Annotated in this window: 9 protein-coding genes; 7 read left to right on the top strand and 2 right to left on the bottom strand. The window is 42.0% G+C overall.

The genetic code is table 11. The annotated features are described in order from the left end of the window. Positions 1-63: 63 nt before the first annotated feature. A complete protein-coding gene (locus DCO56_RS16370) occupies positions 64-741 on the top strand; it encodes a response regulator transcription factor (protein WP_108634837.1) in 678 nt (225 codons plus the stop codon). A gap of 88 nt (positions 742-829) precedes the next feature. Here DCO56_RS16370 and DCO56_RS16365 read toward each other — a convergent pair whose 3' ends face one another. Beyond that, positions 830-1,885, bottom strand: a complete 1,056-nt coding sequence (locus DCO56_RS16365; RefSeq protein ID WP_108634836.1) for a DUF2157 domain-containing protein — start codon at positions 1,883-1,885, stop codon at positions 830-832. 336 nt (positions 1,886-2,221) lie between these two features. Here DCO56_RS16365 and uvrA point away from each other — a divergent pair, with 336 nt between their 5' ends. From uvrA to DCO56_RS16340, 5 genes are all read left to right on the top strand, one after another. Further along, on the top strand, positions 2,222-5,065 hold the full coding sequence (uvrA, locus tag DCO56_RS16360) for an excinuclease ABC subunit UvrA (RefSeq protein ID WP_108634835.1): 2,844 nt from the start codon (positions 2,222-2,224) through the stop codon (positions 5,063-5,065). Between the two features lie 185 nt (positions 5,066-5,250). Then, complete coding sequence (mutL, locus tag DCO56_RS16355) at positions 5,251-7,131, top strand: DNA mismatch repair endonuclease MutL (protein WP_108634834.1); 1,881 nt, start codon at positions 5,251-5,253, stop codon at positions 7,129-7,131. 13 nt (positions 7,132-7,144) lie between these two features. After that, complete coding sequence (locus DCO56_RS16350; RefSeq protein WP_108634833.1) at positions 7,145-7,831, top strand: rhomboid family intramembrane serine protease; 687 nt, start codon at positions 7,145-7,147, stop codon at positions 7,829-7,831. 11 nt (positions 7,832-7,842) lie between these two features. Beyond that, the gene (locus DCO56_RS16345) at positions 7,843-8,721 is read left to right on the top strand and encodes a rhomboid family intramembrane serine protease (protein WP_108634832.1); all 879 of its coding nucleotides are present in this window, start codon (positions 7,843-7,845) and stop codon (positions 8,719-8,721) included. Next, positions 8,666-9,829 (top strand): endonuclease/exonuclease/phosphatase family protein, encoded by a 1,164-nt coding sequence (locus DCO56_RS16340; RefSeq protein WP_241254872.1) that lies wholly within the window; start codon positions 8,666-8,668, stop codon positions 9,827-9,829. The genes DCO56_RS16345 and DCO56_RS16340 overlap by 56 nt, the downstream gene beginning before the upstream one ends. On the opposite strand, the gene DCO56_RS16335 is transcribed toward DCO56_RS16340, so the two are convergent. Further along, positions 9,819-11,429: a S41 family peptidase gene (locus DCO56_RS16335; protein ID WP_108634830.1), complete on the bottom strand. Its 1,611-nt coding sequence runs from the start codon at positions 11,427-11,429 to the stop codon at positions 9,819-9,821. The two genes, DCO56_RS16340 and DCO56_RS16335, sit on opposite strands and share 11 nt — an antisense overlap. Before the next feature lie 255 nt (positions 11,430-11,684). Here DCO56_RS16335 and DCO56_RS16330 point away from each other — a divergent pair, with 255 nt between their 5' ends. Continuing rightward, on the top strand, positions 11,685-12,254 hold the full coding sequence (locus DCO56_RS16330) for a hypothetical protein (RefSeq protein WP_108634829.1): 570 nt from the start codon (positions 11,685-11,687) through the stop codon (positions 12,252-12,254). The last annotated feature ends 69 nt before the right edge of the window (positions 12,255-12,323 follow it).

Raw genomic sequence — 12,323 nt, 5'->3', positions numbered from 1 at the left:
TATTATTAACTTTATAATGGATCAGGAAATAAGGGCCAGATATCCGTTAGATGAAACAAAGAAATGAAGAATAAACTATTGTTGGTAGAAGATGATCCGGATTTTGGATTTATGCTGAGACAATATCTGGAGCTTTCGGACTTTCAGGTGGAATGGATTTCACAGCCAAATGAGCTCACGGCAGACTTTCAGCAGCTTGTGGGATATGATTTAATTATTCTGGATGTGATGCTGCCCCAAGTGAGCGGCTTTGCGCTGGCAAAAGAAATCAATACACTTTTCCCGTCACTTCCTTTTATCTTTTTAACGGCCAAAGAGCAGAAGATCGATAAGTTGACTGGTTTAAAAATCGGTGCTGACGATTATATTACCAAGCCTTGTGATCCCGAAGAATTGTTACTTCGTATACAAAATATACTAAAGCGCAATCAAAAAAATGTGTCCCCGAGTTCCATTCCAATTGGTTCGTACCTATTTTTCCCCGACCAACTGTTGCTGAGTCATGCTTTGGAACAATATAGGCTCACCGAGCGGGAAGCACAATTACTTTTGTTCCTTTGCCAACACAACGGTCAGCTCGTGACACGCGAAGATATCCTTGAAAAGGTATGGGGAAGCGCTGATTTTTTTACCGGCAGAAGCATGGACGTTTTTATCACCCGCATACGAAAACACCTGAGTCATGACCCGAATCTGAGCATCAGTTCAAATCGAGGCGTAGGATTTACCGTTCATTTTTGATATGCAGGTTGCCTCAAAGCCGATCATCCCCTGTTCTGCACATGCGGCTTAGGTCTTCGATGTTATACCCCAAGGCATTCCATCGGATTTATCCTCCTAATTCTTCTTTTCGTCTGTTCCATAGCTTTTCTGCCCAACGGCCGACAAACCAGAAAGAAACTGCGAGGATCAAGAAAAACACGGCTCTATTGATATTATCCCACAGATATTCCACATAGCGGGTATAAATATTCAATACCAAAAACACAAATCCCACCTCACGGGTGACATTATCCTTCGCTTTTAACCCATAAATTACAAGAAACGCCGAGACCGCAGTGGATAAAATCCCCCAATAAAACATGTGATACTGGCGTACGGTGGTCCATTCATAAAAGTCCGAATAGTTGCCGAAGATAGATAGTGTCCACAAAGAAACCATAAGATAAATCAACCCAATGATATAACTGACCGGTTGAAATATCTGTAAACGTTCAAATCGTGGCTGTAGCCAAACAGCTGCCGCCGTGATTATAGCACCGAAAATCGTAAAACGTAGGGGATAATTCATTCCCCAGAATTTAAAGCCCCAGTTGCTATGGTAAGCTGTCTCGGTGGCAAACCAAACACCGAGTGCCAATAGCATAAAGGTCCAGATCAGCTTGCTATCGAGCTTTACGGCGAGAATTCCGTAGATTGCGACGGACAATAAAAACAAGAGCGAATAATGCATGGTATCCTTATCCAATACCTTCCCCATAAAACCAATGCAGGCTGCCGTTCCGAATACGCCGATCAGCATCATGGTCTCCGTGGACAGGTTCTTATAGGGATAACGTTTTTTGTAGCGAAAGCCGAGCGTGTAAAACAGGACAGCGACCGCCGCAAAAAAGAAGCAGAATAAAATATTGGGTGCTTCGTAAAGGGTATCGACGAAAGCAAGGAAAGAAGCATCTGTAAACAACGAAAAAACAGCAAATACCAGGGAGGCCAGCGCAATCCAAAAGGCGTAACGGGCCAACTGTCCCCAATCGAAACTTTTGACGTCGAGGCTATCCATCAGTTCATCGGCCTTTTGTTCATCCAATAAATTTTCCTTCTTCCAAAATTGGACAATATCTTCGATGGATTGCTTTTCCTGTTTGCTGACGTCGTATTTTCGCATTGTTATTGTATTGATATTGTAGAACAAAGAATAAGTAACAAAGATTTTAATCCGGCAAATTTTCGACTTACCGAAGTATCTTCCTGTTTTATTTTTTATTTTTTAGGTCCTGTACAAAATTAGGGCTTACAAGTTGCCATAGCCACCTTAGCCGACCCCAAGATAACAATTACCTTCGTAACTTTCTTAAATCCTCGGGTTGTCGCAGGATATCCAAATCACATGTATATCACATTTTATTCCAAAAGTCAGATATGCTCGCATAATTCCTTTAAAAATCTGTAATTTTGCATGTTTTGCATTTTATCCCTTTCACACGGGTTTTAAGGAGTTTTCATGGCAATAAAAAGAAGCCCGGATTTGGGCGAACAGAGTGAAGTTCAGGTATTTGGAGCGCGTGCGCACAATCTAAAAAATATAGATGTTTCTTTTCCGAGAAATGAATTGGTCGTTATCACTGGCTTAAGCGGTAGTGGTAAATCTTCCTTGGCTTTTGACACCATCTATGCAGAGGGCCAACGTCGGTACATGGAAACTTTTAGTGCCTATAGCCGGCAATTTTTGGGCGGCATGGAACGTCCGGATGTCGACAAGATATCAGGTTTGAGTCCGGTGATTTCCATTGAACAAAAAACAACGAGCAAAAATCCAAGGTCAACTGTCGGAACAATTACAGAAGTATACGATTTTATGCGCCTTTTGTTTGCCCGTGCCGGGGAAGCATTCTCCTATGTCACTGGTAAAAAGATGGAGCGTATGTCTGACGATCAGGTGATCGAACGTATTCTGGATGAGTTTGAAGGCCAAGCCCTCAATATCCTCGCTCCTGTCGTGAAGGGACGTAAAGGTCATTACCGTGAGCTTTTTGAGCAAATTCGCAAACAGGGGTATGTCAAAGTGCGTGTGGATGGCGAAATATTGGATTTGATTCCCAAAATGCAAGTGGACCGCTATAAGATTCACGATATTGAAATTGTCGTTGACCGTTTGAAAATAGAACGTGAAGATAAGAAGCGCTTGCAGACCTCGGTGATGCAAGCGATGAAAACGGCGAAAGGCATTATCAAAGTGTCTACCAAAGACAATCAGGAGCAATTTTATAGCCGTTACCTGATGGATGCCGAATCCGGCATCTCCTACGATGAACCGCAGCCAAATACATTCTCATTTAATTCACCCTATGGTGCCTGTCCGACATGTGATGGATTAGGCTATATTTTCGAGATTGATAAAAATGCGGTCATTCCCGACAAGAAACTCAGCATTCAGAAAGGAGGCCTGGCGCCGTTGGGCCCCACCCGGGAGAACTGGACGTTTGAAGTGCTTAAAGCCGTAGCCAAAAAATTGGATTTTGCCGTCACAACTCCGTTGGAGAAACTTAATGATGAGCAGATCGACCAGCTTTTGTTTGGCAATAAAGAAGAACCTATTGTTGTCACCGTGTCCTATGGGAGCTACGGATCCCGTGAGTATCGTGTTGAATTTGAGGGGATCTTCAAAATGCTGGAGGAATTTTCCGGTAAATCTTCGGATGAAGCGCCTTCGCTGGATGATTTCAGAACCAAAGTTACCTGCCCAACTTGTGAAGGAGCGCGGTTAAAGAAAGAATCATTGCATTTTAAGATCGCAGACAAGAATATCCATGAACTATCGACATTAGATATCTCGGCATTAAAAGAATGGTTCGATCAGGTGGAAAGCAAGCTGGATGAACGCCAGCTGGTCATTGCGACGGAAATACTCAAAGAAATAAGGGCTCGTTTGGGCTTTCTATTGGATGTAGGGTTAAACTATCTGACACTGGATCGTACGGCAAAAACATTATCTGGCGGCGAAGCACAACGGATCCGTTTAGCGACCCAGATCGGCTCACAGCTGGTCAATGTGCTTTATATTTTGGATGAACCGAGTATCGGACTACACCAGCGGGACAATGAACGTCTTATCAACGCACTTAAAAACCTGCGTGATATTGGCAATTCGGTCTTAGTGGTTGAGCATGATAAGGACATGATCCTTCATGCAGACTATGTGATTGACATGGGGCCGGCGGCGGGTGTCCATGGCGGCACTGTTGTTGCGGAAGGTCAGCCCAAGGAGATCTTAAAATCAGACTCCCTGACCGCAGCTTATCTCAATGGAAAAAAAGAAGTTAAAATTCCCGAAACACGTCGTGAAGGCAATCACAAAACACTGTCGATTCATGGCGCTACAGGGCATAATCTCAAGAACCTGACCGTAACATTTCCACTCGGCAAATTGATCGTTGTATCGGGGGTTTCGGGATCCGGTAAGTCCAGCTTAATCACCGGTACGCTCTACCCGATCCTGAATAAACATTTCTTCCGGGCTAAAGCAACCCCACTTCCATTCAAAAAGATTGAAGGCCTGGAGCATATTGATAAAGTTATTGAAATTGATCAGAGCCCGATAGGTCGTACACCACGTTCCAATCCCTCGACGTATACTGGTGTATTCTCCGATATACGCACCTTGTTCGTTCAACTTCCGGAAGCAAAAATCAGGGGCTATAAACCGGGTCGTTTTTCGTTCAATGTCAAAGGTGGTCGTTGTGAAACCTGTCAGGGTGCTGGCTTGAAAGTCATTGAAATGAACTTCCTGCCCGATGTACAGGTTCCTTGTGAAACATGCCACGGAAAGCGTTATAACCGAGAAACTTTGGAGGTAAGATACAAGGGTAAATCTATTTCAGATGTACTCGACATGAGCATCAATGATGCGGTCGATTTCTTTGAAAACGTACCGAGTATTTACAGAAAAATCAAAACCTTACAAGATGTCGGTTTAGGTTATATTACCTTAGGCCAGTCTTCTACAACCTTGTCCGGCGGAGAGGCTCAACGGGTGAAGCTTGCCACGGAACTTTCCAAGAAAGATACGGGAAATACATTTTACATTCTTGACGAGCCTACCACAGGACTTCATTTTGAAGACGTTAACGTGCTTATGGGCGTAATCAACCGATTGGTAGACCGGGGAAATACCGTGTTGATTATCGAGCACAACCTGGATGTTGTGAAATCGGCTGACTGGGTGATTGATATCGGTCCTGAAGGCGGAAAAGAGGGTGGTCAGGTATTATTTGAGGGAACCCCAGAAAATTTAATTAAAAACAAGAAAAGCGAAACCGCACGTTTCTTAAAATTAGAGATGCAATAGGCATTCATTTTGAGGCGGTGTATTTTGTTGGTTTTGTGCCTCTATCCGGTCCGGTGTATGCTGTGCATCAGGATAACCTCCTATCGCAGATTTTAAATAACACCTGATCGGGCCTTTCTTTGACTGAATTTGGTACACGAGCTAAGCAGCAGATTTCATAAAGGTTTTTCGTAACTTTGTATTATATGTCGGATATTATTCAATTACTTCCAGATAATGTTGCCAATCAGATTGCGGCGGGAGAAGTGGTGCAGCGACCAGCGTCTGCCATAAAAGAATTGATTGAGAATGCCATTGATGCTGGAGCTGACAAAATAAAACTTATTGTTAAAGATGCAGGCAAGTCGTTGATCCAAGTCATTGACAATGGCTGTGGAATGAGCGTAACGGATGCCCGTCTTTGCTTTGAACGTCATGCAACCTCAAAGATCCGCAAAGCGGAAGATTTATTTGCTATCCGTACCATGGGCTTCCGTGGAGAAGCAATGGCTTCCATCGCCGCGATCGCACAAGTCGAACTAAAAACACGTCGTATCGAAGATGAACTTGGTACTGTCGTCGAAATAGAAGGATCAAAAGTTATCAACCAATATCCAGAAGCTGTCGCTGCTGGAACAAATATTTTAGTTAAAAATCTCTTTTACAACATTCCTGCCCGCAGGAACTTCTTAAAGAGTAACTCCGTTGAAATGCGTCATATCATTGACGAATTTCAACGTATAGCTTTGTCCAATCCGCAGATTTTCCTTTCCCTGCATAGTGATGGGAATGAAATCTATCACTTACCTGCCGAAACACTGAAACAACGGATTGTCCATATCTTCGGAAACAATTACAACCAACGCCTTGTCCCTGTAGAAGAGGACACTTCCATTATTAAGGTAGAAGGCTTTGTCGGTAAACCTGAATTTGCGAAGAAAACACGTGGTGAACAGTTTTTCTTTGTCAATAAACGCTTTGTTCGCGATCCTTACCTGCACCATGCAGTGATGAATGCGTACGAGGATATCATGCAAGCGGAGACCTTCCCGTTTTATGTACTGTTTATTGATATAGATCCCGCCCGTATTGATATCAATGTACATCCAACAAAGACTGAAATCAAATACGAGGATGATAAAGCGATCTATGCGATCATCCGCTCAGCAGTGAAAAGATCATTGGGGCGCTATAATATCATGCCTTCTTTGGATTTCGAACAAGAGACCAGCTTCACTAATCTGATCACAAAGAAATCATTGGATGAGATTATTATTCCGACAGTCACCTTCAATCCGGACTTCAACCCTTTTGATACGGACAAATCCAAATCATCCTATTCCAGATCGGATAGCTATGCCGAAGGCTTTGCCAAAAAAACCGGGGGAATACCAAGCAATTGGGATTCATTATACGAAATCGTGGAAAAGGAAGAGTCTGTACAGCTCCCCCTGCATACGGATGCAGACCAGGAGACGGATCGCCCACAGGCTATCCAGATGGAAGATAAAACTTCCTCCAAATTGTTTTTTCAGCTGCACAACAAGTATATTGTTTCACAGATTCATTCTGGATTTATCCTTATTGATCAACAGGCTGCGCACGAACGCATTTTATTTGAGCAGTTTCTGGCACAACTCGATCAGCATAAGGGCCTAAGTCAGCAAAGTCTATTCCCGCAGACGATAGACCTCAATCCTTCGGATAATGAATTGATGAAAGATTTATTGGACGACATCAATGGTTTGGGATTTCAGATTCGTGAATTTGGAAAAAATTCCTATATTATTGACGGAATTCCAGCAGACTTGGGAACAGGTTTTGATGAGATAAAAATGATTGAAAAGATATTGGAAGATTATAAGAATAATCAATCCGAGTACAAGCTGTCAAAAAGGGAGAATCTGGCGAAAAGTCTTGCCCGTAATGCAGCGATCAAACCGGGCACACAGCTTGATAACACGGCCATGGCCGAGCTGGTTGATAAGCTCTTTGCCTGCCAATCACCGAATATCTCCATCTATGGCAACCCCGTGATCGTAACATTTACCTTACAGGAATTGGCAGAAAAATTTGGTAAAAACTAGAAGATAAAACTATATGTTTCAACAATTGACACCCGTTATCAAGAATTTACTGATCGTCAATATTATATTTTATATTGGATCGCAACTTGTACCTATAGCATATGATTATCTTGCCGTATATTATCCGGATTCGCCTTATTTCAAAATATGGCAGGTGATCACACATATGTTTATGCATGACAAAAACAACATTACACATATTTTCTTCAATATGTTCTCCCTTGTCATGTTTGGTCCTATGATTGAACAAGTGCTCGGTCCGAAACGCTTCTTAAATTTCTATATGATCTCGGGAATTGGCGCCTGGTTTCTCTATACAGCGGTGAATGGTATACAACTGTATCATGCTACGGGTTCTTTCGCTCCATTGCACGGCATGAGCGGAAATGAAATCATTTCCCTGGCAAATACAGGCAGTAACGAAGCATTATCATATGTCATACCTATGCTAGGAGCCTCTGGAGCGATCTATGGCGTCCTATTGGCTTTTGCTTACCTTTTTCCAAACATACCGCTTCAATTTTTGTTTATTCCTGTACCAGTTAAAGCAAAATATATGATCGGTGGCTTTATCTTGATCGAAATCTATATGAGCTTGTCCAGACCGGGAGATTCAGTAGCCCATCTGGCTCACGTCGGCGGGGCATTGTTCGGTTATTTGCTGCTCAAATTTTGGAAGGTTAGAAAGGGAATCTATTAATAGCGTGTGTCATGAATAACATTGGTTTAAAAGATTTTTGGAGACAAACGTATAAGACTGGTTCGCCGATTCCGGTTGTGATCAGCATACAGGTTTGTTTATTTGTCCTCATCTATTTTCTGGACCTTCTTTTTGAGCTGAAACTTATCTCACAAAGCTTTTTACAGCCGATTGTACAACAGTTGAGTTTACCCAGCAATTTTTCGAGCTTCTTAGCACAACCCTGGTCCCTCATCTCATCCAATTTTGTCTACGTTCAGCTTTTAACCTTGATTTTTGACAGCCTTTGGTTATATTGGGTTGGTCAGATATTCTTTACCTTTTTAAACAACAGACAATTTTTCTTTGTTTACATCGCATCTTGGCTCCTTAGCAGCTCCCTATATGTTGGCTTTGGCACGCTGATACCGCCACCCACAAGCTTGCATTTAATGGGCGGAGCCCATCCGTTGGCGGCTGTCCTTGCGGCAATTGTCACCTTGGTGCCAAACTACGAATTACGGCTGTTGCTTTTTGGTACGGTTAAATTAAAAATAGTAGCCATTGTCTATTTTGCACTGGAATTTTTATTTTTTACCCTTGGCAATAGACCTGCAGCGATCTCATATTTTGCGGTTGTACTATTTGGTATGGCTTTTACCTATGCCCTCAGATCAGGAATGGACTGGTCTACACTTTTTCAGAAAAAACAAAAAAGACCTGCAAAAATGAAAGTTGTTGTAGGCAATAATATACCGACAAATCGGAAACACCGTTATGACTTACCCAATCAGGATGAAATTGATGCCATCTTGGATAAGATTTCAGTATCTGGTTACGAAAGTCTGACACACCATGAAAAAGAAACGCTCTTTCGAGCAAGCAATAGTGGCGACAAGGTTGATGGATAGAAGGACTTTTTTAAGAAGAAAACTGGGATTTATAAGCAAAACAATGTTTCTGGCGAATATGCTTGCGATCATTGCTTTGCTCATGAGTTATTCAGCGACTTTCATCAATCCGAAATCTTTTTGGCCCATCGCATTTCTGGGGTTAGGTTATCTCCCCATTCTGCTCGTTAATATTGGTTTTATCTGTTACTGGCTGCTTCGCAAACGAAAAATTGCGCTTTATTCGCTGTTCGCAATTTTAATCGGCTGGCCATTTCTAACCAAACATTGGAACATCCGCAAAGAAAATCTGCCAGTGCCTCCCGAGACAAGGACGCTCCGCATCATGACCTTCAATGCGCATCTGTTCAAAAAGGTCAATGATGAAAAAAAAAGCTTTAAGGCTGACGTCGTGCGTATCATTGATAGCATCTCACCGGATGTCATCTGCTTTCAGGAATACATCAGTAAAATCAAAGGAAAACATGTATTTTCGGAGGAATTCAAGGACAAACTGGGTTACGACTATTTCTTCTTTGAGCCTAGTTCCAAAAATGACTATGAAGCCTACGGCATGGCTGTTTTGTCCCGATTTCCCATCTATGATTCCGGGACGATCCGTGACAATGATTACGGTATCAATCGAATCTGTTATGTGGACATCAAAAAACAGGATACGCTAATCCGCATCTACAATATCCATCTACGTTCTTTTGCTCTTCAGAATGAGGACAAGGAGTTTATCCAAAACCTGTCCAACAAGAATGAGAACGACAATACAGCAACCCGTCGACTGAGCAGAAAATTAAAAAATGCCTTTGAGCTCCGCAGTGAACAGGCACATTCCTTAAAAAAACACATGAATGACTGTCAATATCCTTACATCGCTGTTGGTGATTTTAACGATACACCGATGAGTTATTCTGTAAATTTGATTGGAGGCGGCATGTATAACGCCTTTAAAGAAAAAGGAAATGGATGGGGCGTAACACATCATTCGCTTTTGCCGATTTTTCAGATTGACTATATCTTTGCCAGCCCTAAATTTGAGGTCATGAATTATCAGGTCGTCAAACAAAAGCTATCTGATCATTATCCGGTATGGTCGGATCTACGGCTTAAGCCTTAGGCAGCTGATAGCCTAGCGATTTAAGACCTATTTCTATAAATTTATCCCTTCTATTTTTTATTTTGTAATAGGCTTCCCTACCAAAATAATATCGTCCGACCAAAGCTTCTATATCCGACTGGATCAGATCATGTAGACTTTTTGCTTCACTTGCGTTAACTGAAATCCTTTTTTGCGCATTCAGAAAGGCGATAAATAAATTAAATTCTGTAGCCGGCAAATGGTAACCACTGATAAAGTTTTCGATAGAATATGCCGGCAGATGTTTTGTAAAACGATCGTACACAAATTCCTCAATTGCATTGGAATGAAAGATTTCGCGATACTTAGCACTTGTTTCATTGGTGTCAATCGGGATATTCACATCAGGTAAAATCCCCCCACCGCCAAAAACCAATTTTCCTTTGCTGGTTGTAAACATCTCCTTCTGACGAAATTCCGTATCCAATGTCCAGAGATCAAATCCGGTCATGTATTTTGCGGCATCAAAATTAGCGCGGCTATATTTACGTTGAATACACCTGCCAAGCGGCGTATAATAACGCGCCACAGTCAGATTAACCGCCGACCCATCGGAGAAATCAAACTGTTCTTGTACAAGGCCTTTTCCATAGGATCGTCTTCCGACGACAGTGGCCCGATCCAAATCCTGTAAGGCACCACTCAGAATCTCACTCGCTGATGCTGTGCTTTCGTTGATCAATATGACAACACGTCCGTCACCAAACTCACCCGGTTTCTCTGAGTAATAGTCCTGACGTTGTTCATTGGCCCCTTCGGTATACATCAATAGCCTCTTTTCTTTGAAAAACTGTCCAGCTAAATCTATGGCCGTATGCACAAATCCGCCACCGTTATTCCTTAGGTCCAAGATTAGGTCCTGAGCACCGCTTTTACGCATATCAATCAGCGATTGCTTGAATTCATCTGCGGTCTTATGTCCAAAGCGACGGATCTTGATATAGGCAGTCTTAGGCGCGATCATATAAGACGCATCCAAGCTGGTAACGTTTACCTGATCACGAATGACTTTCAGCGGATTAACGAGCGTCTGTCCATCCCGTTGAATCGAAATAAATACGGCAGTCCCCTTCTTTCCACGGATCAATTTTTCGATTTCCGCTTCCGGCACCTTTTTTCCGGCAACATCTTTATTCCCAATTTTTAGAATACGATCACCAATCCGCATCCCACTTTTTTCAGCAGGCCCAGCAGAGACCATCCCCACCACAAGTAGCGTATCCTTCAAACGAAAATACTCTACACCTATCCCATCGAAGGAACCTTCAAGGGTTTCCTGTTTGGCAAGGACTTGATTGGGGCGTAAAAAGGAGGAAAAAGGATCAAGGCGGGAAACGACATGTTCAATCGCTTCATCTTGTACCGTGTCTACACTAATATTGTCTACGTAGTTCTCTGAGATTAGCTGGATCAGGTATTGTAATTTGTCTGAATTGCCATTGGAACTTAAACTGGAAAAAGTTCTTTTCTGGTTACTTCCCTGTTCTTCGGCATAATTTTGTCCCAACAGCAAGCCGAGAAGCAATACTGCAGCATATGTAGCAGCTACAAAAATATTTCGCTTAATACTCTTTTGCATAGGAAAAATCCAGTGTTTATAAACAGATAAACTGTGTTTGTGTGTTCATGAAATTACCCCCAAAAGTAACAAGTTTATTCGGTTTTACCCGTATACAGCCACATAATTTTACATTAAAAACAAAAAATTGTCGTTGGCTGTTCATCATTAAAAATTAGTGCTGTCTGCATTGTCAGAAAACACGAAATAGCATGCTTGAAACTTGCAAATAAGCTTAAATTTATCTTAGTTTGGACTTGGAAAGGAATTTAAAATATGCACGAAATCGAACCTTATTATAATTGGCGTGACTATTACATCGCCGCAGAAGACGAACAATCACCATTCTATGGTACTGTCTACAGTGAATTCGATTTCGACAAACAGATTTACAACTTTTTGCTACATCCCCAATGGGATGAATTCGGGTCGCTCACACTCTATCTGAAGGTATTATTTGTCGATTATGAAAAATACTATTGCATTATCGAATTGATCGGCGAGTGGAATGATGCCATATACAATGACATTATGTTACTGAAAAGGGAACTTATCGATGTTATGATCAGTCAGGGGATAAAATATTTTATTCTTGTCGGTGAGAATGTGCTGAATTTCCATTCTTCAGATGACTCGTATTATGAGGAGTGGTTCCAGGATATTGACGATGGCTGGATTGCGGGTGTGGGCTTCCGTGATCATGTCGTCCAAGAGTTTCAACAGCAGAATATCGACTATTACATCAATTTTGGAGGAGTACTCAATGAACTATCCTGGCGTACATTAAAACCAAAGCAAGTATTTCATCATGTGAATGAATCCCTGACAAAACGCCTTGGTTTTTGAGTATTTAGTATTTGGTAATGCGTATTTAGATTTTGGTTTTACAAGTCGATGGCTTACTAATTGTTTCTA

It is taken from the genome of Sphingobacterium athyrii, from assembly GCF_003071065.1.
Lineage (GTDB): Bacteria > Bacteroidota > Bacteroidia > Sphingobacteriales > Sphingobacteriaceae > Sphingobacterium > Sphingobacterium athyrii.
The sequence above is the reverse complement of the archived record's forward strand: the minus strand, read 5'-3'. Positions and strand labels throughout refer to the sequence as shown.